Origin of the sequence: Agromyces cerinus (assembly GCF_016907835.1) — a bacterium.
Lineage (GTDB): Bacteria > Actinomycetota > Actinomycetes > Actinomycetales > Microbacteriaceae > Agromyces > Agromyces nitratus.
Map to the genome: position 1 here is coordinate 2,418,273 of NZ_JAFBCT010000001.1, position 22,105 is coordinate 2,440,377.

The following is a 22,105-nucleotide window of genomic DNA, read 5'->3' on the forward strand; positions in this document are numbered from 1 at the left end:
TAACGTGGTGCCCGTCGTTCCGACGACAACGGGATCCGCCGAACTCGGATCCGCCGACGACCAAGGGGGAGAGCCGTGATCAAGGGCTTCAAGGAATTCATCATGCGGGGCAACGTCATCGACCTCGCGGTCGCGGTCGTCATCGGCGCCGCGTTCACCTCGGTCGTGAACGCGATCGTCGAAGGGCTCATCAACCCGCTCATCAGCCTGCTGTTCAAGGCCGAAAGCCTCGATTCGCTCACCTTCCAGCTCGGCACCGCGACGTTCGCCTACGGCTCGATCATCGGCTCGGTCATCTCGTTCCTCGCCGTCGCCGCCGTGGTCTACTTCGTCTTCGTCATGCCGATGAATCACTTCAAGGAGCGGGCCGAGGCCAAGCGCAAGGCTGGCCAGCCCGACCCCGAAGAGCCCGAGACCGAGCTCACCATGCTCGCCCAGATCCGCGACCTGCTCGCAGAGCGGGGCAGCACCGGCGCGCACCGGGAGTGATCAGGTCTGCTTCCAGTGTGGAGGCCGGTCGCGGGTCAGGCGTTCGTCGTCGGATGACCCGCGGCCGGCCTTCTGCTTGCGGGGCGTCGCCGGTTCGTTCGGCCGGTCGACCGGCGTCTCGGGCGACGGATCCGAACCGGGCGCGGGCGTGAGCCGTGCACGGCGCGCCCGCCCGCCGGCGCGTTCGACGCGCTGACGCGGTTCCTCGGTCATCGGCCTTCGGCCGCGGCATCCGCCGTTCGCTCGGCATCCGGCCGCCCGAGCAGTGACGCGACCCGCGAGGCGACCGCCTCGGGGTTGCCGAAGAGTTCGAAGCTGTGCACCCGCAGGTAGTGCCAGCCGAGTCGGCGCAGCACGTCGGGGCGCAGCCGCAGCGACTCGCGCAGGCTGAGCCCGGCGAGTGCGTCGTCGGTCTCGACGACGACCGCCTTCCCCGCGTTCGCAGCGGCGAGGGCGAGTCGACCTCGATGACCGACGCTGACCCGGATGCCGCGGCGCTGGAGCCGTGCGGCCAGGTCGTGCAGCATCGAGGGGGCCTCGCCGGTCGCGCTCGGCCCTGCCGCGCGCTCCTCGGTCTGCGTGAGCACGTTCGCGAGCGCGAGCACGCCGTGACTCTGGCGGTCCTCGTCGATGTCTTCGGGCCGGAACGCCGACACGACGTCCATCGAGCGTCGCGCCCGAGTCATGCCGACAGCGAGCAGCCGGTCGCCGCCGGGTTCGCCGAGCGAGCCGAAGTTCGAGAGCAGGCGGCCGTGCGGGGTGCGGCCGTAGCCGACGGAGAAGATCACCCGGTCGCGGCTCTGCGCGACGGCCTGCTCGAGGGTCAGCACGGTGAACGGCTCGGCGCGGTCCTTCAGGATGAAGTCCGAGAGGTCGGTGCGCTTGGCGAAGGCCGCGAGCACCGCCTGGTGCACCCGGCCCGCGTGTTTCGTGCTCGCAGTGATGACCATGAGCGATTCGCGGGGTCGCTTGACCGCGTGCTCCATGACGAGTTCGACGACCTTCGCGACCTCGGTGTCGATCGACTCGACGGTGCCGGTGACGGTGTCGGGCAGGCCGTTTCCCGCGACGTAGTGCAGGCCGAGGCTGCCATGGCCGAGGAAGCTGCCCGCCCAGGGCAGCGAGGCGATGCGCCCCGCGTAGAACCGGTTGTTGACGAGCTCGGCGAGGTCCTCGCCGCCGGCGCGGTAGCTGCGGGTCAGTGTGAGCGTCGGCAGCAGTTCGCCGAGTCGTGCGAGCGCCGAGTCGGCGTGCAGCGCGTCGACGCCGTGCTCGGTCGACGAGACCCCGGTCTGCTCCACGTCGTCGAGCCCGGTCTCGAAGAGCGTGGGGGTCTGGGTGACGGGGTCGCCGAACGCGACCACCTGCTTCGCCCGACGGATGGCGCCGAGGTTCTCCGCGATGCTCGTGGCTCCGGCGTCGACGAGGATCACCGTGTCGAAGCCGATCGAGTCGTCGATCGCGGCGACGTCGTAGGGCGAGGCCAGCCAGACCGGCGCGAGTGCTCGGAAGAGATGCGGCGTCTCCGCCTGCAGGGCCTCGGGTCGCACCCGGTCGCCCCGCAGCATCCGCTTCAGTCGCCCGGCCTCGTCGGCGTGGTCGACGAGCGCGACCTTCCAGTTCTCGGCGAGGCGCCACGCGAGGAGCGGCCCGGCCGCGGAGGCGTGCGCCTCGTCGACGAGGCGGAAGTCGCCCTCGAGGCGGTCGAGCACCGAGGTGTTCGCGCCGAGCAGGGCCTTCTCGTTCGCGAGCACCGACTCCAGCACCGACTGCCACCAGGCGAGCTCGAGTTCGGCCGCGACCGCCCGCTCGGGCACGTGGCGCTTGGCGAGGTCGAGCAGCAGCGGGTCGAGCCCGAGGTCGCGGAGTCGCGCGAGCACGGCCGTGCGCTCCTGCAGGTTCGTCAGCACCTCGGACTCGGCCGCGAGGCCCTCGAGTGCCGAGGTGAGCTCCCGAACCGGTCGGGATGCGAGCTGGCGCTGCGTGCCGACGACGCCGAGCGGCGCATCGAGTACCGCAAGATCGGCGACGACGTGCTGGTATGCGACGTGCACGTCGTCGATGCCGACGGGCACGCCGGGGATCGCACCGGCGTCGGAGTAGCGCTGCCAGAGCGTGCGCTGCTGCTGGATGCCGCGGAGCGCCGAGTTCAGGTCGGAGACGTGCACGCCGGGGCGCACGAATTCGAGCGCGTGCCTCCGCAGGCGCCGACGGTTGGCACCCGACATGCCCGGAGAGTCGCGGCGCGAGGAGGTCGCGGCGATGAGCTCGCCGAGCGGACGGTCGAAGACCGACGGCTGGAAGCGATCGAGCGTCTCGCGCACGTCGAGGAGCAGGCGCAGGAAGACGCCGAGCTCGGCGACCGACTCGAACTCGCGCAACCGCGTGTGCTCGATGAGGGCGCGGCCCCGGTCGAGCAGTCGCGGCAGGTCGCTGCGGGAGAGGCGTTTCGCGAGGTCGTGCGCACCGGTCGCCTCCTCCGACGAGGTGAAGGACGCCCCGTACCAGGGCGAATCTCCTGGGCCGTAGCGGAATTCGCCGAGCGCGGCGGCGCGGGCGAGGTCGCCGGCGATCTCGTCGCGACGGTCGGCGACGGCCACGAGTGCGGCATGGTCGAGGCGCGCGGTCGTCGACGGCGGGCTCGGCACGAGCGCGAGGCTCGCGAGCTCGCTGAGCGCGTCGAGCACCGAGACGTGCAGCTCGGGGTCTTTGCGGGTGAGCGCCGAACGGTAGTCGAGCAGCACCTTGCGGAGGCGCACGAGGGCGTCGTCGACGTCGGCGACCCTCGGCCGTTCGGCCTTCTCGTTCCGCGAGATCGACTGGATGAGCTCTCGTCGGAGCCCCGCGGTCGTCACGGCTGCGCCGCCGAGCCCGACCTGGCCGAGGCGGTGCGCGATGCCGTCGAGGCTCGCCCGACGCGCCCCGACGACGAGCACGCGCTTGTCCTTCGCGACGAGCGCGCCGAGCGCGTTCACGATCGTCTGCGTGCCGCCGGTGCCCGGCAGCGTCTTGACGACGACGGAGGTGCCCGCCTCGATCTCGGCGATCGCCTGCTCCTGCTCGGGGTCGGCGTCGAGCAGGAGGGTGTCGGTCGAGGGCGGCCGCACGTCCTGCGAGACCGCGCGCACCCGTTCGCCGGTCGCGGCGACGACCGTCGCGCGGGCGGCGGGGTTGCCGGCGATCGCATCGATGACGGGGTGGTCGAGCTTCGCGGCATCCGCTGCCATCTCGGGGCCGACCTCGGCGAACGACGAGACGACGAGGCGGGGCGCCACGTGGAACCACGGCAGGTGACTCGTGAGGCCGCGGAGCCGGTCGATGACCGGTTGCGGCTTGAAGACGCCGTTGGTGATCGCGAGCGCCACGAAGGCATCGGCGTCGAGCGTGATCTGGAACTGCTCGCGGAGTTCGCGCGCGAGCGCGGGGTTCAGGAACGGCTGCCCCTTGAGCTTCAGCTCGAAGTCGCGCCCGTAGCGACGGATGGCGAGCGGGCGCAGCAGCACCGGGGCCAGGAATTCCTCGCCGGCGTTGCGCCAGGAGGCGAGGCCGATCGCCAGGTGCACCGACTCGATGCCGCGCACGGAGCGCAGCTCGATGCCCTTCTGGGTGATCTCGGCTGCGGCGAGGCGGGCGTTCCGGAGCGCGAGCTCGTCGCGGATGAGGCTCGAGAGCAGGGTGGACTTGCCGGTGATGAACTGGGGCAGGCCGCCGGGGTGGGTCGTCGAGAGCTCGATGCGGGTGCGCGGGGTGTCGACGAAGCGAGCGAGCGGCGAGCGTCCGCCCACGGCCGCGAGTTCGGCGTTCCAGCGCCGCCACGAGGGTTCGGCGACGTTGCCTGCGACGAGGTCGGGGTCGCCGAGGCTCAATCCTTCGGGGCTCGTGATGTCGTGTCGCATGTGCTCCGGGGTGAGGTTCTCGGCGGCAGCATCGACCTCGGGGTCGAGGATGTCCTCCTCGTCGTGATTCCGATCGAGCCGCCGCACACCGACACCATACGTGGAATCCAGCGGATTTCTCGGAGCATCGCCGTGCCCGAGGCTCTTTCGATACCCCCAGGGTATTGTGCTAGCGTCCCCCGGGTGAGTTCAGTTCCTCCCCGACGTCCTGCCGAGCGATTCGAAACGTCCACCGCACCCGCACGCGACGGCGCCCGCACCACCGTCATCGTCGGCGGCGTCGCCGGCGGCATGTCGGCTGCGACGCGCCTGCGGCGACTCGACGAGCAGCGCGAGATCATCGTGCTCGAGCGCAGCAGCGAGGTGTCCTTCGCCAACTGCGGGCTGCCGTACCACGTGTCCGGCGTGATCGCCGATCGCGACGCCCTGTCGCTGCAGAGCCCCGAACGTCTCGCCGCCCGATTCCGCATCGATGCCCGGGTGCGGCACGAGGCCGTCGCGATCGACCGGGCCGCGAAGACCGTCACGGTGCACCGGCTCGACGACGACACGACCTCGGTGGTCGCCTACGACGAACTCGTGCTCTCCCCCGGCGCGGCACCGCGACGACCCGCGGGCATCGCGGCGGATGCACCGGTGCATGCGCTCCGCACCCTCGACGACCTCGACCGGCTCATGGCGGAACTCGGCCGCGTGCCCGACGACGGCGCCGTCGTCGTCATCGGCGGCGGGTACATCGGGGTGGAGATGGCCGACAACCTCTACCGGCGCGGCCTCGACGTCACCCTCGTGCAGCGCGGCACCCACCTGCTGACCTCGCTCGACGAGGAGATGGCCGCCCCCGTGGCCGACCATCTCGCGGGCCTCGGCGTCGACGTGCGACTCGGGCAGGACGCGACCTCGATCGGCGTCGACCACGTCGTGCTCGAGGACGGCAGCCGGATTCCCGCCGACCTCGTCGTCTCGGCGATCGGCGTGACGCCCGAGTCCTCCCTCGCGGCCGCCGCCGGTCTCGCGATCGGCGCGAGCGGCGGCATCGCCGTCGACGCCTTCCACCGCACGAGCGACGCCTCGATCTTCGCGATCGGCGACGCGGCCGAGAAGCGCGACGCCATCGACGGATCGGGTCGGCTCGCCACCCTCGCCGGACTCGCGAACCGGCACGGCCGAGCTGTCGCCGACACGATCGCCGGCGACGCTGCCCCGTCGCGGCCCGCCCTCGGCACCGCGATCGTCGACGCGGCGGGCCTCACCGCGGCGAGCGTCGGCTGGACCGAACGCGTCGCCCGCGAGCGCGGCCGTGACGTGCGGGTCGTCCACACCCACCCGTCCTCGCACGCCGGGTACTACCCCGGCGCCGCCCCGCTCTCGATGAAGCTCGTGATCGACGCCGTCGACGATCGGATCCTCGGCGCCCAGGCCGTCGGCACCGACGGCGTCGACAAGCGCATCGACGTCATCGCGACGGCGATGAGCGCCGGCCTCGCGGCATCCGCTCTCGCCGACCTCGAGCTCGCGTACGCCCCGCAGTACGGCTCGGCGAAGGACCCGATCAACATGCTCGGCTACGTCGCCCGCAACCTCGCGAGCGGCGAGGACCGCGTCATCCAGTGGCACGAACTCGACGACGAGCTCGCCACCGGCGCTGTGCTGCTCGACGTGCGCGCCGAGGCGCAGCTCACCGAGGGACTGATCCCCGGGGCGTTGTGGATCCCCGTCGAATCACTGCGCGAGCGGCACGCCGAGTTCTCCGGCCGCCGCATCGTCGTGCACTGCCGTGTCGGGCAGGGAGCCCACACCGCCGCGCGCCTGCTCGCCGAGCTCGGCCACGACGTCGTGAACCTCGACGGCGGCTACCTCACCTGGCGGGACGGCCGACGCGCCAGGTCGCTCGCCGAACTGCCGCTGGCGGCCTAGCGGCCGTCCGCCGACCACACCCCGACCCACTCGAACAGGAGCCCAGATGCGATCCACCACCCCGAACGACGTCCACGCGGTCGCCGACGCCGTCATCCTCGATGTGCGCGAGCCGGGCGAACTCGCCCAGGCCCGCATCGAGGGCACCCTCGACATCCCCCTCGGCGAGCTCGTCGAACGGGTGACCGAGGTGCCGAGCGACACCACCGTGTACGTGCTCTGCCACGCGGGCGGCCGAAGCGCCCAGGCTGCGCAGTACCTCGAGAGCCGCGGCATCGACGCGGTCAACATCGACGGCGGCATCGTGGCCTGGCACCGGGCGGGCCTGCCGGTCACGCTCGGCGGTGCGTCATGACGACCGCGACGTCGACCAAGGCCGAGGCGCAGCGCCGCATCGCCAATCGGCTGAAGCGCGCGCGCGGCCAGCTGAACGCGGTCATCGACGCCGTGGAGTCGGGCGCCGACTGCCGCACAGTCGTCACCCAGCTCTCCGCCGTGTCGAGCGCGCTCGACAAGGCCGGCTTCGCGGTCATCTCGACCGCGATGCGCGAATGCCTGGCAGAACCCGACGAGTCGCAGGCGACGGATGCCTCGGAGCGCCTCAGCGTCGACGAACTCGAGAAGCTCTTCCTCACGCTCTCCTGAGCCGGCCGTGGCGGCCGAGCCGGCGGCGGCGGCACCCGAGTGGGACGCCGCCGCCGCCCGCTTCGATCAGATCGAGGCGAGTTCGAGGCCGTGCGCCGCGGCGACGCCCTCGTTCGTGAGCTTGCCGGCGGTCGCGTTCAGGCCCTTGGCGAGCGCGGGGTCCGCGGCGAGCGCGGCCTCCCAGCCGAGGTCGGCGATCTTCAGCGTGTAGGGCAGCGTCGCGTTGGTCAGCGCGGGCGTCGACGTCGCGGGCACGGCACCGGGCATGTTGGCGACGCAGTAGTAGATGGCGTCGTGCACGCGGAACGTCGGCTCGGCGTGGGTCGTCGCGCGCGAGCCCTCGAAGCATCCGCCCTGGTCGATCGCGATGTCGACGAGCACGGAGCCGGGCTTCATCGCGGCGACCATCGCGTCGCTGACGACCTTCGGCGCTGCGGCTCCCGGCACCAGCACGGCGCCGACGACGAGGTCGGCGTCCTTCAGCTGGCGGGCGATCTCGTAGGGCGAGGAGGCCAGGGTGTGGATGCGGTGGTCGTAGCGCGCGTCGATCTCGCGCAGCTTCGGCAGCGAGATGTCGAACACCGTGACGTCGGCGCCGAGGCCGAGCGCGGTCGCCGCGGCCTGCTCGCCGGCGACACCGCCGCCGATGACGACGACCTTGGCCGGAGAGGTGCCCGGCACGCCCGCGAGCAGCACGCCGCGGCCGCCCTTCGAGGCGAGCAGTTCGGCGGCGCCCACCTGCGGGGCGAGGCGGCCGGCGACCTCGCTCATCGGGGTGAGGAGCGGCAGCGAGCGGTCGGCGAGCTGCACCGTCTCGTAGGCGATCGCCGTGACGCCCGAGTCGAGGATCGCGCGGGTCAGCGGCAGGTCGGCCGCGAGGTGGAGGTAGGTGAAGAGCGTCAGGTCGTCGCGGAGGAAGCCGTACTCGGCGGCGATCGGCTCCTTGACCTTCAGCACGAGCTCGGCCGACCAGGCCTCGGCTGCGGTCGCGACGATCGTCGCGCCGGCCTCGGCGTACTCGGTGTCGAGGTAGCCGGCTCCGTTGCCCGCGCCCGCCTGGATGGCGACGTGGTGGCCGCGTCCGACGAGCGCGTCGACGCCCGCGGGCGTCATCGCGACGCGGAACTCGTTGTTCTTGATCTCTGCAGGCACGCCGATGCGCATGGGGTTGCTCCGTTGCTGTGGTCCGAATGTCGTAGTGACGACTGGCATCATTCTCGCCGCTTGTTCGCCGTTCCGACAGATCCCCCGTACAGAATTCGGTAGGATCGCGATATCCGCTTCACTCATTCGAATCAAGGATGTCTCGATGCCCGACGCACCGCAGATCAGCGCACCCGGCGTCGAGCCCACGCCCGTCGTGCTCGACGCGATCGATCGCCAGATCATCGCCCGCCTCCATGAGAACGCGCGCATCCCCAACGTCGACCTCGCGCGCGCCGCCGGCATCTCGCCGTCGACCTGCCTCGCCCGGGTGCGTTCCCTGCGCGAACGCGGCGTCATCGTGCGCTACACCGCGGAGATCGATCCGGCGGCGCTCGGCTACCACCTCCAGGCGCTCGTGAGCGTGCGCATCCGGCCGGGCGCCCGCCACCTCATGGAGCAGATCTCCGACGAGCTGCGCACCCAGCCCGAGGTCGCCCAGCTGTTCTTCCTCGGCGGCTCCGAGGACTTCCTGATCCATGTGCGCGTCCGCGACAGCGACCACGTCCGGCAGTTCGTGCTGAAGAACCTCTCGGCGAATCCGGCGGTCGCCCTCACCGAGACGAACCTCGTCTTCGAGCACCACACCGCACTGTCGGCGGGGCTTCGCGCGGTGATCTGAGCGGCCGGCTCTCAGCCGCCCGCTCTCGCCAGCCGGGGGCATCCGGTTCTATCGTTGTCGGCATGGCGCCCAATGAGATCGTCGCCCCCATGCTCGCCAAGGCCGTGCCCGGTGTGCCCGACCCCGACTCGGTCGCCGGCGGCCTCGCCTACGAGCCGAAGTGGGACGGCTTCCGCGGCATCGTGTCGTTCGACGGTGAAGACGTCGAGATCGGCAGCCGCGGGGCGAAACCGCTCACCCGCTACTTCCCCGAGCTCGTCGAGGCCTTCACGCGCCTCCTACCCGTGCCCTGCGTGCTCGACGGCGAGATCGTCATCTCGACGGCCCGCACCGGCCAGGCGCGCCTCGACTGGGAGGCGCTCTCGCAGCGCATCCACCCGGCGGCGAGCCGCGTCGAGCTGCTCGCGCGCGAGACCCCCGCGATGTTCGTGGCGTTCGACCTGATCGAAGCCGACGACGTCTCGATGCTCGACCGGCCGTTCTCCGAGCGACGTGCCGCGCTCGAGCGACTCGTCGGCGGGATCGGCGACCCGATCCGGCTCACCCGCATCACGACGGATGTCGCGCTCGCCCGGCGCTGGCTCCAGGAGTTCGAGGGCGCCGGGCTCGACGGCGTCGTGGCCAAGCCGCTCGCGGCGCCCTACTCCCCCGGCAAGCGCGTGATGCTGAAGGCGAAGCACCACCGCACCGCCGACGTGGTCGCGCTCGGCTACCGCATCCACGCTTCCGGCAGCGGCGTCGGCTCGATCCTGCTCGGCCTCTACGACGACGAGGGCCGCCTGCGCAACGTCGGCGGCATGTCGGCGTTCTCGAACGCCCGGCGCCTCGAGCTCATCGACGAGCTCGCGCCCTACGTCGTGCGGGGCGACGACGGTTCGGCGGTCACCGGTGAGACGGAGCGCAGTCGCTTCTCATCGGGCCGAGACGTGTCGTTCGTGCAGCTGCGTCCGGAGCTCGTCGCCGAAGTGCGCTACGACCAGCTCGAGGGCGATCGGTTCCGGCACACTGCTCAGTTCGAACGGTGGCGGCCCGACCGCGAACCGCGCTCGTGCACCTTCGAGCAGATCGAGCGGCCGGTCGCCTACGACCTCGACGACGTGCTCGGCTGAGGTGACCCGCTCCGGAGGCTCGTGTGCATTCGGGTGCTCGCGGGGTGCGACGATTGAAGGATGCCCGTCGACACGTACCCGTTCGTGGAGGAGCTCGCGATCGCGAGGTTCGTCGGTCCGCTGAACCTGAGCCGCGGCCGCACGGCCGAACGCGCCGGAGCGGTCGTCTCCTTGAACTGGGATCCCGCCCACTTCCGGCTGAGCGCCGAGGTGCAGGGCACCGCACCCGAGCCGTACCGTTCGACCGTGAAGCTCGACCTCGGCATGCCGGGGCGGGCGACGATCCTCGCCGGAGCCTGCACGTGCCCGGTCGGGCGCAACTGCAAGCACGTCGCGGCGACCCTGATCGCCTCGGCCGCCCGCAACAGGCAGGAACAGGCCGATGCCGCCGACTTCGAGAACCGCGACGCGGCGAGCGCGGCGGCGACCGGATGGCGCGGAGAGCTGGCGGTGCTCGCCGGCACCGCGCACGGTTCCGACGGGCCGGAAGACTCGGCGATCCGCCAGCCGCTCGCGCTCCAGTTCGAGCTGCGCGAGCGGGTCTCCCGAAAGGCGAGCGCCCGCCAGACGGCTCGAGACGAACCCGCGTCGTCCGCGGCATCCGTCGACCGTCTCGCCGTGCGCCCGGTGACCCGCGGCACGCGCGGCGGATGGATCAAGGGCAGCCTGACGTGGCAGAACGTCGGCTTCCAGGGCCGCGCGGGCGGCTTCGACCCGGCGCAGGCGCGATGGTTCGCCGAGTTCTCGCTGCTGAAGGGCACCAGGCACTCCGCGTTCGCCGAGTACGGCTCCGCGTGGATCTCGCTCGACGAGTACGAGAGCCGCACGCTGTGGGCGCTGCTCGACGCGGCGCCGCGGCTCGGCATCGCACTCGTCGGCGGCACGGCGCGCACGGTGATCGACGTCGCACGGCCCGCAGTGATCGGGCTCGACGCCCGGCACACACCTGCCGCGCCCGGACACGCACCGGATGCCGACCCTGCACCCGCCCCCGAGTCCGACGCCGACCTCGTGCTCACCCCGTCCGTCACCGTCGGCGGCCGCAGCTACCCGACCGAGCTCGTGCGACTCATCGGCGACCACGGTGTCTACGCGTTCGACTTCGCGGAGGGCACGATCACCCTCGCGCCGCTCGCCGCGCCGCTCACCGCCTCCGGCCGCGCGGCCGTGCGGCGGCGCACGCCGATCGTCGTGCCCGCCGCCGAGGTCGCGACGTTCGTCGAGGAGCAGTACGCGCCGCTGGCACGATCGCTGCGCCTCGCGAGCGGCGACGGCAGCTTCGCACTGCCCGAGTTGCCGCCCGCGACCCTCGTGGCGACGATGCACCACGAGCCCAACCATGTCGTGCGGCTCGAATGGCAGTGGGAGGCCGACGGCGGGCGGCGGTTCGCGCTCGACGCCCCCGACGCCGAGTTCCACGATCCCGAACGGGAGCGGCTGGTCGCGACATCCGCTGCCGCGCTGCTCGCCGACGACCCGGCCGGTCTGCCGACCGTCACGCCAGGCACCGAGCCGCGCCTGCGCCCCGAGGCGGAGCTGCGCGGGCTCGCGAGCGCCGAGTTCACGGCCAGGCTGGTGCCGCGGCTGCAGGAACTCGAGCGGCTGCGGATGGATGTCATCGGAGACCCGCCCGCGTACCGCGAGCTCGTCGAAGCCCCGACGCTCACGGTCACCACCGTGGAGAGCGATCGAACCGACTGGTTCGACCTCGGCGTCGTCGTCACGGTCGAGGGCAAGAAGGTGCCGTTCGGGCCGTTGTTCAGCGCGCTCGCGAAGGGGCGGGCGAAACTCCTCCTCGTCGACGGCAGCTACCTGTCGCTGAAGCAGCCCGTCTTCGACCCGCTGCGCGAACTCATCGAGGAGGCCGGATCGCTCCGCGAGTGGGAGGCCGGCCTGACCATCAGCCGCTACCAGACGAGCCTCTGGGCGGAGTTCGAAGACCTCGCCGACCAGTCGGAGACCGCCGTGGCCTGGCGCGACACCGTGGCCGGGCTGCGCGCGGCCGACGGCGTCGAGGAGATCGCCCCGCCCGCCGGGCTCGCGATGGAGCTGCGGCCGTATCAGCTCGCCGGATTCCGGTGGCTCGCGTTCCTGCACCGGCACGGGCTCGGCGGCATCCTCGCCGATGACATGGGCCTCGGCAAGACCGCCCAGACCCTCGCGCTCATCGCGCACGCCTACGAGACCGCGGCCGAGGGCGAGCGACGCCCGTTCCTCGTCGTGGCACCCACGTCGGTCGTCTCGAACTGGGCGGCGGAGTCAACGCGCTTCGTGCCCGGCCTGCGGGTCGAGACGGTGACCGCCACGAGGGCGGCCAGCGGCACACGGCTCGCGGATGTCGCGGCGCGCGCCGACATCGTCGTGACGAGCTACGCGATCCTGCGTCTCGACGCTCCCGAGTTCGCCGGCCTCGACTGGGCCGGGCTCGTGCTCGACGAGGCGCAGTTCGTGAAGAACCACTCGTCGAAGGCGAATGCGGCCGCACGCGACATCCGTGCGCCGTTCCGCCTGGCCGTCACCGGCACGCCGGTCGAGAACAACCTGATGGAGCTCTGGGCGCTGCTGAAGATCGTCGCGCCAGGGCTCTTCCCCTCTGCGCGCGGATTCGCCGAGCGCTTCGCCCGGCCGATCGAGAACGACCACAACGCCGAGCGCCTCGCGACGCTGCGCCGGCGCATCCGCCCGTTCATGCTGCGCCGCACGAAGGACGTCGTCGCCCCCGAGCTGCCGCCGAAGCAGGAGCAGGTGCTGACGGTGCAGCTCGATCCCGAGCACCAGCGTGTCTACGACGCATTCCTGCAGCTCGAACGCCAGAAGCTGCTCGGCCTCATCGACGACCTCGACCGCAACCGGTTCACGGTGTTCCGCTCGCTCACCCTGCTCCGCATGCTGAGCCTGCACGCCGCACTCATCGACTCCGAGCAGTACGCGGACGTGCCGTCGGCGAAGCTCGACGCCCTGTTCGATCAGCTCGACGAGGTCGTCGCCGAGGGGCACCGGGCGCTCGTCTTCAGCCAGTTCACCTCGTTCCTGCAGATCGCCGCCGCCCGACTCGAGGCGGCAGGCGTGCCGTACGCGTACCTCGACGGCGCGACGACCAAGCGTGCCGACGTCATCGCGAAGTTCCGCGACGGCGACGCGCCCGTGTTCCTGATCAGCCTCAAGGCCGGCGGCTTCGGCCTGAACCTCACCGAGGCCGACTACGTGTTCCTGCTCGACCCGTGGTGGAACCCGGCGAGCGAGGCGCAGGCCGTCGACCGGGCGCACCGCATCGGCCAGTCGAAGCCGGTGAACGTCTACCGCATGGTCGCCGAGGGCACGATCGAAGAGAAGGTGATGGCGCTGAAGGCCCGCAAGGCGAAGCTCGTCTCGTCGCTCATGGACGACGGGGAGCTCTTCAGCGAGACCCTCACCGCCGACGACATCAGGGGCCTGCTCGGCGGATGACACCTGTTGGTGCCCCTGGAGGGACTCGAACCCCCAACCTGCTCCTTAGGACGGAGTTGCTCTTCCATTGAGCTACAGAGGCTGGCCGCATCAGAGTCTACCCGCCGCGCGGTAGCGTGTTCTGCGGCGCGCGAGCGCCGGCGAATCGCGGCGCTGCCGCAGAACGGGGCGGCATGGACGAGTCGACGAGCACGAGGTTCTGGGTGGGCGCGTCGACGCTCGGTGCGATCGGTGCGCCGGCGCGCGGCATCCGCTCGCTCGACATCACTGCCGACGGCTCCGCGACGCTCGGCGAACCCGTCGACGTGGGCCCGAACCCCATGTTCCTCGCGATCTCCCACGCCACGGGCGTGCTCGGCATCGTGCACGAGCTCGCCGAGGGCCGAGTCTCGACGTGGACCTTCGAGGGCGACGGCCTCTCGAGCTTCGGCCTGTCCGGCGCGACCGGGGCAGCCGACCCCTGCCACCTCGCCTTCGACGAGGCGGGCGGCCTGTTCTTCGCGGCGAACTACTCGGGTGCACGGGTCTCGGTGCACCACGCGGCTCCGGATGCCCCGGCCGACGTCGCCCTGAGTGCGGACTTCACCGGTTCGGGCCCGAACCGGGAACGCCAGGAGGCGTCGCACCCCCACCAGGCGGTCGTCGACACCGCTCGCGACCAGCTGCTCGTGCCCGACCTCGGATCCGACCGGGTGCGCGTGCTCGCGCTCGACGCGCTCCCCGAAGCGCTCGGGCACGACGAGGAGCGCGACATCGTCGTGCATGCCGGCGCAGGCCCCAGGCACCTCGTCATCGCCGGCGACCTGGCCATCACCGCGAACGAGCTCGACCGGACGGCGAGCGTCATCGACCTCGCCGAAGGACGCGAGGTGGCGTGGTGCTCGATCGGCGACGACGTCGAGCCGCTCGGACTCGGCTGCTCGGCGATCCGCCTGACGCGCGGCGGCATCGTGCTCATCGGCGACCGGGACGCCGACGCGTTGCGCGCCCTCCGCTTCGACGCGGAGGCCCGCACGCTCGAACTCGTGGCGACGGTCGTGACGGGCGGGCGGCATCCGCGTGACCTGGAACTGACGCATGATGAGCGCTTCGCGCTCGTCGCCGATCAGGGCTCGGACTCCATCACCGTGGTCGCGCTCGACGGGGTCGGCGTGCCGACGGGCGTCGTCGGGGTCGTCGAGACGCCGGCGCCGGCGTGCCTGGCGCGGATGTAGGTCTCGAGACGGCCCCCGCGGGGCTGTCGATCGACGGGCGGGTGCCCGTGGCGGTCCCTCGCGGGCTCCGCCGATGCGCGAGCTAGCCGGGCGGGTAGAGGTACAGCGCCTCGCCCGCCGGGATGGTGCGCCGGTGATAGGAGTGGTCGGAGTTCTGGTTGTACTCCTCGATGTTCACGCTGCCGTCGTCGTTGATCGACTGCACGTACGCCACGTGGTTGTACGGGAACCAGGCGACCGCTCCGACGACCGGCTCGCTCGAGGTCGGCCAGCCCTTGCTCGCCCATTCGTCGGCCCACGCGTACGCGCTGCCGGAGGCGAGGTTCGCCCAGTCCCACTTCCACGGGGCGCTCGTGACACCGGCGTCGCGGTTCAGGCGCCAGGCCACGAAGTCGACGCATTCGCGGTAGTAGTACCGCAGCGGTGACAGGCCTCCGCCGTAGTCGTCGGGCGTCTGGTCCCACCAGGGGTAGTCGTCTCCCTCGGCCTTGACCGTGTAGATCGCATAGCTGCCCGAACCGCGCGAGGCGAGGTTCGCGGCCCACGCCGCCGCGTCCTTCTCCTCCTGCTCGATGCGCGCAGCCTCGATCTCGGCCTTCGTCACGACGGTGTAGCCCTCGGTCGACAGCGGAGCGCCGCTCGCGAGCGAGGAGACCTCGACGTCTTGCGCCTCCGCCCTCGAGAGGCTGAAGGTGCCGGATGCCTCGTACGACTCACCGCCGGGCATGAACGCGTAGGCCGGCAGCGCCACGGTGCCGACGATCGCCGGCACGACGAGCATCGTCGCGAAGACTCGTGCCGGGCCGTTGCGACGCGTGGTCGGTCGCTGGGCCTTGGCCACGGCGGCGGCGACATCGTCGCGACCGGCGGTCACCGGCGATGCGGCGACGGGTGCCGCGGCATCCGCTCTGCCCACTGCCCGCTTGGAGCGTCGCCGAGCTGAGGAGGTGCTTCGCGGCGCGCGGCCTCGGTCGGCCGATCGACGTGCGGAGCGCGGGCGCTCCGGTGCGTCGTTCGTCTCGTCGGCGTTCAACAGTGGGACCTCCGGGCACCGTTCCGAGGCCGCAGTGCAGCCCGGGAACGGAGTGGCTTCTCGGGTGTCGACGACCTCACGGGCCGCCGGACTCGTATCACCTTAGGGCACAGCTCGTACCTTTGTCACGGCCAGTTCGTCATCGAGGCGCGCCTCGTCGCCGGCACCTTGCTCGACCGCACCGGTGTTGCGCAGGAAGACGATGACCCAGCTGAAGACCAGCACGGCGACGATGAGTTCGACCGCGGTGAGGTTGTAGTACCCGCTGATGAAGAAGGCGGCGAGGATCACGATGACGCCGACGTAGACGTACCCGAGCAGGACGAACACCTTCGGCATCGACGGAAGCAACGCGGGCAGGCTCACCACCATCGCGACGTACACGATGGCCATGCCCGTGGCCGAGAGGTTGTGCATGCCGAGGTACTCGTCGACCGGGAAGATGCCGACGCAGGCGAGCAGGATCCCGATCACGATGAGCCCGAGGCGCACGAGATTGCGGCCTCGCCGCTCGGTGACGCTGTCCGTCGGGAGGAACGCGGTCGCATAGTGCGCGATGGTCGTCACCATCACGCCGGCGATGATGAGCGTGAGGTTGAACGCCAGGGCGGAGATGTCGTCGCTGATGCCGAGCGTGCTGAGGTTCTTCTGCCACCAGAGCGGGTCGGTCGCGCTCAGCATGCTCGCGAGCGCACCGACGGCGAGGAACATCGCGAGCACGAGTGACAGCAGCATCGGGGTGAGGTTCACGGCCGAGAGGTACGACATGTACGCGGCGATCGCCATCGCCACGCCGCCGAGGATCGCCGCAGGGATGCCGTAGACGAGAGCACCGACGAAGCTCTCGCTCAACAACGACGCGAGGCCGGTCCAACCGAGGAGCGCGATCACACCGAGCGCCAAGGCCAGTGCGGCGACGTCGAACCAGTGGAGGCGCTGCCGATACCCCGGAACAGCACGGGCGCGCGACCGCCGCAGCATGCAGCCGAACACGAACGCGACGATCGCGGCGATGGCACCTCCGACGGCCGCGTAGATGCCGACCGAGCCGCGGCCGGAGATGGGCACATCGCGCTCCCAGAAGACGAACAGACCGATCAGCGTGCCGATCACGAGGGCGGCCGCCCCGACCAGAAGGGCCGACGACTCCTTGGCCTCCGCGCTCCGCGCGGGATGCCGGATCACTCGTGTGAGGGTTGACGAATCAGACATTCCGGTCCTCCTGCACTGCCGCACCAGCGGAGCCGAAATGTGCTCCCGATCGGCAGCGTAGACCCGCCGTGCCCCGGAGGGAAGGAATCGCGTCCGGCGTGCCGTGGCGCGTGGTCAGGCCGCCGTCAGGAGGTACTCGTCCCACTGCGGCAGCGGGCGCTCGAATCCCCGCGCCACCCAGTTGCGTCCGTTCGGGCGACCCGGCGTGAACCGCAGCTCCCAGCCCATCTCGGCGGGCGTGCGATCGCTCTTCGTGTTGTTGCAGCGAAGGCAGCAGGCGACCAGGTTCTCCCAGGTGTCCCGCCCGCCGCGCGAGCGGGGAAGCACGTGGTCGATCGTGGCTGCCGGCCGGCCGCAGTAGGCGCACGCATGGTCGTCGCGACGGAGCACCCCGCGACGGCTCACCGGCGCCTGATTCGCTCGTGGAGCACGGACGTACCGGGTGAGGAGGATGACGCTCGGCCGCTGCCATGATCCGCTCGCCGCGCAGACCGGGTTGCCGACCTCGTGCTGGATGACCGTCGCCTTGTGATTCATGACGAGGAGCAGCGCGCGCTTGAAGGAGACGACGGCGAGGGGCTCATAGCCCGCGTTGAGCACGAGTGTGCGCATGGAATGCCTTTCGATCGGTGCTGGATGGCTTCCAGCCGCGTGAACGGAACGGCGGCCCGAGAAGGCGTCGGACGGTGGCGGGCAACGTCGGACGACCGCGGCTCGAGGACCCCTGAAAACAGAGAACGGGCACCGTCATGATGACAGTGCCCGTCGCGGCCTCGGCCCGGTTCGTGCTCGTTCGACTACTGCGCCGTTGGTCGAAGAGCGCGCGCGCATCCGTGGAATGGATGCTGCACGACTTCACCATCGGCTTCCCCTGCCCGGTTTCTCGGATCGTCAGGGTCTCAGGTTAGAACACGAATGGCGCGCCGGGAATGTCCGGCGCGCCATTCACGCGTGGTGTCACGCGATGTTCATCGGTCAGATGCCGATGCGCACGATGTAGTAGTCGCTCGTCCAGATGGGCTGCACGCGAACGGATGCGCCCTCGTACGGAGCGTGCAGGATCATGCCGTTGCCGGCGTAGAACCCGTCGTGTCCGGGCATGATGACGAGGTCACCCGGCTGCGCATCGGCCTCGGAGATCCGGGTGCCCATGTCGCCCTGGCCGGCCGAGGAGTGCGGCATGCTGACGCCGAACTGCGCGTACACGTACATCACGAAGCCCGAGCAGTCGAACCCGGCGGGCGTGGCGCCGCCGTAGACGTAGGGGACGCCGATGTACGACGTCGCGACGTCGTAGACGCTCGCGAGGTCGAAGTTCGGGTAGGGCGGGTTGGCGAGGAAGTCGCCGACCGACGGGCCCGAGTACGACGCAGCGTAGGACGTCATCGCCTCTTCGGCCGCGATCCTCGCCGCCTCAGCCGCAGCCGCGGCCTCGGCCGCCGCTGCGATCTCGGCGCCCGTGACGGCGTCGTAGCTGTCTTTCGTCACCGGGGCGGCGATCACGTCGTCGGTCACCTCGACCGACTGCGCCTGCGCCTTGGTGAGCTTCGTCACGTCGGTCTCGCCGAACTGCGGGCCGGCCGAACCCGGTGCGAACGCGTATGCGGGGATCGCGAGGGTGCCGACGATGCCGGCCGAGACCGCCATGACGAGCACGTTCGCGACCGGGCCACGGCGCAGTCGTCGCGTCGACGGCAACTTCGTCGCGACGCGTGCTGCGGCATCCGGCTGGGGGGAAGTGGGGGAAGCGGGTGCTTTCGCGGCGATGATCGCCTTCGTCGCAGCCCCGCGGGCGGGGTTCCTGGAGAGCCGCCGCCGTGAGAATCGAGCCAAAATGTGTACCTCCGTCGCCCCACGACATCGGATGTCACCCCACCGGATGCGCACGAGGGCGCCTACGGGTACTTGATCGAGCGGTGGGCTTGGGAGGCGTCTCGACCCTGGTCCTCCGACTGGCTTCTCGCCGGCGGACTCGAATGAGACTACGCGAGGAGTCCCCGAATGTCACATTCTGGTCACGGCGTGGCGCTGATCAGGCTATTTGGCGATGAAGAGGTGCCCGGCCACTTCACTGGGCAGCTCGAGGCCGCCCTCGACGCCGTCGACGACGACGAGCACGTAGCCGCCCGCGCGGCTGAACGTCGCCACGGCACCCGGCATGACCCCGGCCTGCCGCATCTGGGCGAGGAGCTCGGGATCGAACTGCACGGGCTCGCCCAGGCGGCGCAGGACGCCGCGCACCGGCTCGTCGCTCGCCTCGACGGCCTCGACGACGTTGACGACGCCGTCCATGAACGCGTCGGCGGGCGGGAGCCCGAGCTCCTCGAGCCCGGGGATCGGGTTGCCGTAGGGCGATTCGCGGGGACCGCCGAGGATCTCGATGAGGCGGCGCTCGACCTGCTCGCTCATCACGTGCTCCCAGCGGCATGCCTCGTCGTGCACGAACTCCCATTCGAGGCCGATGACGTCGGAGAGCAGCCGTTCGGCGAGTCGGTGCTTGCGCATGACGTGCACGGCCTTCGAACGACCCTCGGAGGTCAGCTCGAGGTGGCGGTCGCCGGAGACGACGACGAGGCCGTCGCGTTCCATGCGGGCGACCGTCTGCGAGACGGTGGGGCCGGAATGCCCGAGGCGTTCGGAGATGCGTGCGCGCAGCGGCACGATGTTCTCCTCCTCGAGATCGAGGATCGTGCGGAGATACATCTCCGTCGTGTCGATCAGGTCGGTCACGCGTCGTCCTCCCGTTGTCACAGCCCGTCGTCCAGCCTACCGGGCGGCGCCCGCTCGCTAGACTCGTCGCATGCCGAGCATCGTGATTCCCACTGACCTGCTGCCCGCCGACGGACGCTTCGGCTGCGGACCGTCCAAGGTTCGCCCCGAGCAGCTCGCCCACCTCGCGGCGGTCGGTCCGTCGATCCTCGGCACCTCGCACCGGCAGGCCCCGGTCAAGCAGCTCGTCGGCCGGGTGCGCACGGGTCTCTCCGACCTCTTCGACATGCCTGACGGCTACGAGGTCGTGCTCGGCAACGGCGGTTCGACCGCGTTCTGGGATGCCGCGGCCTTCGGCCTGATCGAGGAGCGCGCGCAGCTCGCCTCCTTCGGCGAGTTCGGCGCGAAGTTCGCCGCCGCCGCAGCAGCCCCGTGGCTCCAGGCTCCCGATGTGCGCAAGGCCGACGCCGGCTCCCGGGCCGAGCCCGCCGCGCTCGCGGGCGTCGACGTCTACGCCTGGCCGCAGAACGAGACCTCGACGGGCGTGATGGCCCCGGTCAGCCGGGTGGCGGGCGACGAAGGCGCGCTCACGGTCATCGACGCCACGAGCGCTGCCGGCGGCATCATGGTCGATCCGCAGCAGTTCGACGTCTACTACTTCGCGCCGCAGAAGAACTTCGCCTCCGACGGCGGCATCTGGTTCGCGCTGCTCTCCCCCGCCGCGATCGAGCGCGTCGAGCGCGTCGCGGCGAGCGGCCGGTACATCCCCGAGTTCCTGTCGCTGAAGAACGCGGTCGACAACTCGCGCCTGAACCAGACGCTGAACACTCCGGCCCTCGCGACCCTGCTGCTGCTCGAGAACCAGCTCGAGTGGATGAACGCCTCGGGCGGTCTCGCCTGGGCCGACGCCCGCACCCGTGAATCGTCGTCGGTGCTCTACGACTGGGCCGAGCGCACCTCGATCGCGACCCCGTTCGTCGCCGACCCCGCGCACCGCTCGCAGGTGGTCGTCACGATCGACTTCGACGAGTCGACGGATGCCGCGGCGCTCGCCTCGGTGCTCCGCGAGAACGGCATCGTCGACACCGAGCCGTACCGCAAGCTCGGCCGCAACCAGCTGCGCGTGGCCACCTTCACCGCGATCGAACCCGACGACGTGCGGGCGCTCACGGCCTCGATCGACTACGTGCTCTCGCAGATCGGCTGATCCCGATGCGGCTCTGGCTCAGCGACGACGAACGGCGCCCCGACCCGGCCCCCGCGCGGGCCGACGGCCGCAAGGCCGTGGTCGCGGGCACGCTCGGCTGGGTCGTCGTGCTCGTGGCCTGCCTCGTGTTCCGGGGGCCGCTCGAATCGGCGGGCCTCGGATGGTTCGTCGGCGCCGCGATCACCGGCATCGTGATCGGCCTCATCGGCCTCGCGGTCGTGCAGGTGATCCGGCGACGGGCCGATCAGTCGTCGGAGCGCTCGGCCGACTGATCATCGGAGTCCGCGTCGTCGTCGGAGTCAGCGTCGTCGTCTGAGTCCTCGTCGTCGTCTGAGTCCTCGTCGTCGTCTGAGTCCTCGTCGTCGTCGTCGTCTGAATCGTCATCGGACTCATCGTCGTCGGACTCGTCGTCATCGGACTCGTCGTCATCGGACTCTTCGTCGTCGGACTCTTCGTCATCGGTTGCGTCCGCGTCGTCGGCCGCGCCGAGCGCATCGATGTCGATCCCGTCGAACTCGTCGTCGACGTCGTCATCGTCGTGGTCGAGCTCGTCGTCGACGTCGTCATCGTCGTGCTCGTCGTCGGCTTCGCCGCCGTCGGCCGCGATCGCCTCCTGAGCCGCTCGGTAGTCGGCCAGCCGCTCCGACCACGGCACCCAGTCGGGTGCGAGCAGCGCGGACTCGCCGGGCATGAGCTCGGTCTCGAGCACCGTCGGCTCCGCGTTGCCGTCGAACCGCGACAGCGTGACGCTCCAGTGCCAGCCCGGGTACCCGCGGAGGTCGGAGGCGAAGAGGAGGGTCAGCACATGCTCCCCCTCGACGAGGTGCCCGACAACCGATCCGACCGTCTCGGGAGCGGTGACCTCGAGCAGTGCGCGTCGGGCGAGATCCACCGACGACAGGAGCACCTCGTCGGCCACGACGACCTCGGCGCTCTCGGCGACCTCGGCGACCTCGGCGACCTCGGCGCTCTCGGCGCTCTCGGCCACAGCCTGCTCGGGTTCCGTCGCCTCAGGCATCGAGATCGTCTGCCACCTTGCGCAGCACCGCCGCGACGGTGCGTGCCTTCGACTTCTCGGGGTAGCGGCCACGACGGAGGTCTGCGCCGATGCCGTCGAGCACCTTCACGACGTCTTCGACGATGATCGCCATGTCGTCGGCGGGCTTGCGGTTGATCTTGGTGAGGCTCACCGGAGTGTCGAGCACGCGCACCGACAGCGCCTGTGCGCCGCGCTTGCCCTCGGCGACGCCGAATTCGAGTCGGCTGCCCGCCTTCACGGTCGCGCCGGCGGGAAGTGCGGATGCGTGGAGGAAGACCTCCTGGCCGTCATCGGAGCTGATGAAGCCGAATCCCTTTTCCTCGTCGTAGAACTTGACCTTGCCGGTGGGCATCGTATGAACCT

At 70.9% G+C, this 22,105-nt stretch carries 20 protein-coding genes and 1 tRNA gene; 10 read left to right on the forward strand and 11 right to left on the reverse strand.

Annotated features, from left to right (window positions below):
* Positions 1-75 precede the first annotated feature (75 nt).
* The gene (gene mscL / locus JOE59_RS11250; RefSeq protein ID WP_204460558.1) at positions 76-489 is read left to right on the forward strand and encodes a large conductance mechanosensitive channel protein MscL; all 414 of its coding nucleotides are present in this window, start codon (positions 76-78) and stop codon (positions 487-489) included.
* Here the strand turns inward: mscL and JOE59_RS11255 are convergent, their stop codons facing one another.
* Together JOE59_RS11255 and JOE59_RS11260 are read right to left on the reverse strand one after the other, a co-directional pair.
* A complete protein-coding gene (locus JOE59_RS11255) occupies positions 490-702 on the reverse strand; it encodes a hypothetical protein (protein ID WP_204460560.1) in 213 nt (70 codons plus the stop codon).
* Positions 699-4,472: an AAA family ATPase gene (locus JOE59_RS11260; RefSeq protein WP_374191125.1), complete on the reverse strand. Its 3,774-nt coding sequence runs from the start codon at positions 4,470-4,472 to the stop codon at positions 699-701. The genes JOE59_RS11255 and JOE59_RS11260 overlap by 4 nt, the downstream gene beginning before the upstream one ends.
* 180 nt (positions 4,473-4,652) lie before the next feature.
* On the opposite strand from JOE59_RS11260, the gene JOE59_RS11265 reads away from it, so the two are divergent.
* The 3 genes from JOE59_RS11265 to JOE59_RS11275 are packed head-to-tail and all read left to right on the forward strand — an operon-like array spanning position 4,653 to position 6,947.
* Positions 4,653-6,302, forward strand: a complete 1,650-nt coding sequence (locus JOE59_RS11265) for an FAD-dependent oxidoreductase (RefSeq protein WP_307837133.1) — start codon at positions 4,653-4,655, stop codon at positions 6,300-6,302.
* Positions 6,303-6,348: 46 nt separating this feature from the next.
* Positions 6,349-6,657: a rhodanese-like domain-containing protein gene (locus JOE59_RS11270; RefSeq protein ID WP_204460562.1), complete on the forward strand. Its 309-nt coding sequence runs from the start codon at positions 6,349-6,351 to the stop codon at positions 6,655-6,657.
* Positions 6,654-6,947: a metal-sensitive transcriptional regulator gene (locus JOE59_RS11275; protein WP_204460564.1), complete on the forward strand. Its 294-nt coding sequence runs from the start codon at positions 6,654-6,656 to the stop codon at positions 6,945-6,947. Before JOE59_RS11270 ends, JOE59_RS11275 begins: the two co-directional genes overlap by 4 nt.
* A 66-nt stretch (positions 6,948-7,013) precedes the next feature.
* Here JOE59_RS11275 and ald read toward each other — a convergent pair whose 3' ends face one another.
* On the reverse strand, positions 7,014-8,111 hold the full coding sequence (gene ald / locus JOE59_RS11280) for an alanine dehydrogenase (RefSeq protein ID WP_204460567.1): 1,098 nt from the start codon (positions 8,109-8,111) through the stop codon (positions 7,014-7,016).
* 145 nt (positions 8,112-8,256) lie between these two features.
* Between ald and JOE59_RS11285 the strand changes: the two genes are divergently transcribed.
* From JOE59_RS11285 to JOE59_RS11295, 3 genes are all read left to right on the forward strand, one after another.
* On the forward strand, positions 8,257-8,772 hold the full coding sequence (locus JOE59_RS11285) for an Lrp/AsnC family transcriptional regulator (protein WP_204460569.1): 516 nt from the start codon (positions 8,257-8,259) through the stop codon (positions 8,770-8,772).
* A gap of 62 nt (positions 8,773-8,834) precedes the next feature.
* Positions 8,835-9,881 (forward strand): ATP-dependent DNA ligase, encoded by a 1,047-nt coding sequence (locus JOE59_RS11290; protein ID WP_239560213.1) that lies wholly within the window; start codon positions 8,835-8,837, stop codon positions 9,879-9,881.
* Between the two features lie 60 nt (positions 9,882-9,941).
* Entirely contained in the window at positions 9,942-13,328 is a 3,387-nt protein-coding gene (locus tag JOE59_RS11295; protein WP_204460572.1) for a DEAD/DEAH box helicase, read from the forward strand.
* Between the two features lie 7 nt (positions 13,329-13,335).
* On the opposite strand, the gene JOE59_RS11300 is transcribed toward JOE59_RS11295, so the two are convergent.
* Positions 13,336-13,410: transfer RNA gene (locus JOE59_RS11300), tRNA-Arg, on the reverse strand.
* Positions 13,411-13,501: 91 nt separating this feature from the next.
* Here JOE59_RS11300 and JOE59_RS11305 point away from each other — a divergent pair.
* Entirely contained in the window at positions 13,502-14,542 is a 1,041-nt protein-coding gene (locus JOE59_RS11305; RefSeq protein ID WP_204460574.1) for a lactonase family protein, read from the forward strand.
* An 82-nt stretch (positions 14,543-14,624) separates the two neighbouring features.
* Here the strand turns inward: JOE59_RS11305 and JOE59_RS11310 are convergent, their stop codons facing one another.
* From JOE59_RS11310 to JOE59_RS11330, 5 genes are all read right to left on the reverse strand, one after another.
* Complete coding sequence (locus JOE59_RS11310; protein WP_204460576.1) at positions 14,625-15,458, reverse strand: CHAP domain-containing protein; 834 nt, start codon at positions 15,456-15,458, stop codon at positions 14,625-14,627.
* Between the two features lie 219 nt (positions 15,459-15,677).
* Positions 15,678-16,787, reverse strand: coding sequence for a DUF998 domain-containing protein (locus JOE59_RS11315; RefSeq protein ID WP_204460578.1), 1,110 nt, complete (start codon positions 16,785-16,787; stop codon positions 15,678-15,680).
* 114 nt (positions 16,788-16,901) lie between these two features.
* Positions 16,902-17,399: an HNH endonuclease gene (locus tag JOE59_RS11320; RefSeq protein ID WP_204460580.1), complete on the reverse strand. Its 498-nt coding sequence runs from the start codon at positions 17,397-17,399 to the stop codon at positions 16,902-16,904.
* A 363-nt stretch (positions 17,400-17,762) separates the two neighbouring features.
* Positions 17,763-18,620: a C40 family peptidase gene (locus JOE59_RS11325; protein ID WP_239560215.1), complete on the reverse strand. Its 858-nt coding sequence runs from the start codon at positions 18,618-18,620 to the stop codon at positions 17,763-17,765.
* 204 nt (positions 18,621-18,824) lie between these two features.
* Positions 18,825-19,517: an iron-dependent transcriptional repressor DtxR gene (locus tag JOE59_RS11330; RefSeq protein WP_204460582.1), complete on the reverse strand. Its 693-nt coding sequence runs from the start codon at positions 19,515-19,517 to the stop codon at positions 18,825-18,827.
* Between the two features lie 70 nt (positions 19,518-19,587).
* Here JOE59_RS11330 and serC point away from each other — a divergent pair, with 70 nt between their 5' ends.
* Both serC and JOE59_RS11340 read left to right on the forward strand, forming a co-directional pair.
* Positions 19,588-20,703, forward strand: a complete 1,116-nt coding sequence (gene serC / locus JOE59_RS11335; protein ID WP_204460584.1) for a phosphoserine transaminase — start codon at positions 19,588-19,590, stop codon at positions 20,701-20,703.
* A 5-nt stretch (positions 20,704-20,708) separates the two neighbouring features.
* Entirely contained in the window at positions 20,709-20,975 is a 267-nt protein-coding gene (locus JOE59_RS11340) for a DUF2530 domain-containing protein (protein ID WP_204460587.1), read from the forward strand.
* Here JOE59_RS11340 and JOE59_RS11345 read toward each other — a convergent pair.
* Together JOE59_RS11345 and JOE59_RS11350 are read right to left on the reverse strand one after the other, a co-directional pair.
* Positions 20,948-21,721, reverse strand: coding sequence for a DUF3027 domain-containing protein (locus tag JOE59_RS11345; protein ID WP_204460589.1), 774 nt, complete (start codon positions 21,719-21,721; stop codon positions 20,948-20,950). The two genes, JOE59_RS11340 and JOE59_RS11345, sit on opposite strands and share 28 nt — an antisense overlap.
* Positions 21,714-22,094, reverse strand: coding sequence for a cold-shock protein (locus tag JOE59_RS11350; RefSeq protein WP_056656630.1), 381 nt, complete (start codon positions 22,092-22,094; stop codon positions 21,714-21,716). The genes JOE59_RS11345 and JOE59_RS11350 overlap by 8 nt, the downstream gene beginning before the upstream one ends.
* Between the last annotated feature and the right edge of the window lie 11 nt (positions 22,095-22,105).

Excerpts from the sequence above, each read along its gene's own strand:
- JOE59_RS11295 (WP_204460572.1), top strand. The coding sequence starts at position 9,942 with ATGCCCGTCGACACGTACCCGTTCGTGGAGGAGCTCGCGATCGCGAGG.
- JOE59_RS11290 (WP_239560213.1), top strand. The coding sequence starts at position 8,835 with ATGGCGCCCAATGAGATCGTCGCCCCCATGCTCGCCAAGGCCGTGCCC.
- JOE59_RS11350 (WP_056656630.1), bottom strand. The coding sequence starts at position 22,094 with ATGCCCACCGGCAAGGTCAAGTTCTACGACGAGGAAAAGGGATTCGGC.
- JOE59_RS11320 (WP_204460580.1), bottom strand. The coding sequence starts at position 17,399 with ATGCGCACACTCGTGCTCAACGCGGGCTATGAGCCCCTCGCCGTCGTC.
- JOE59_RS11275 (WP_204460564.1), top strand. The coding sequence starts at position 6,654 with ATGACGACCGCGACGTCGACCAAGGCCGAGGCGCAGCGCCGCATCGCC.
- JOE59_RS11305 (WP_204460574.1), top strand. The coding sequence starts at position 13,502 with ATGGACGAGTCGACGAGCACGAGGTTCTGGGTGGGCGCGTCGACGCTC.
- JOE59_RS11285 (WP_204460569.1), top strand. The coding sequence starts at position 8,257 with ATGCCCGACGCACCGCAGATCAGCGCACCCGGCGTCGAGCCCACGCCC.
- JOE59_RS11315 (WP_204460578.1), bottom strand. The coding sequence starts at position 16,787 with ATGTCTGATTCGTCAACCCTCACACGAGTGATCCGGCATCCCGCGCGG.
- JOE59_RS11345 (WP_204460589.1), bottom strand. The coding sequence starts at position 21,721 with ATGCCTGAGGCGACGGAACCCGAGCAGGCTGTGGCCGAGAGCGCCGAG.
- JOE59_RS11270 (WP_204460562.1), top strand. The coding sequence starts at position 6,349 with ATGCGATCCACCACCCCGAACGACGTCCACGCGGTCGCCGACGCCGTC.
- JOE59_RS11340 (WP_204460587.1), top strand. The coding sequence starts at position 20,709 with ATGCGGCTCTGGCTCAGCGACGACGAACGGCGCCCCGACCCGGCCCCC.
- serC (WP_204460584.1), top strand. The coding sequence starts at position 19,588 with ATGCCGAGCATCGTGATTCCCACTGACCTGCTGCCCGCCGACGGACGC.
- JOE59_RS11255 (WP_204460560.1), bottom strand. The coding sequence starts at position 702 with ATGACCGAGGAACCGCGTCAGCGCGTCGAACGCGCCGGCGGGCGGGCG.
- ald (WP_204460567.1), bottom strand. The coding sequence starts at position 8,111 with ATGCGCATCGGCGTGCCTGCAGAGATCAAGAACAACGAGTTCCGCGTC.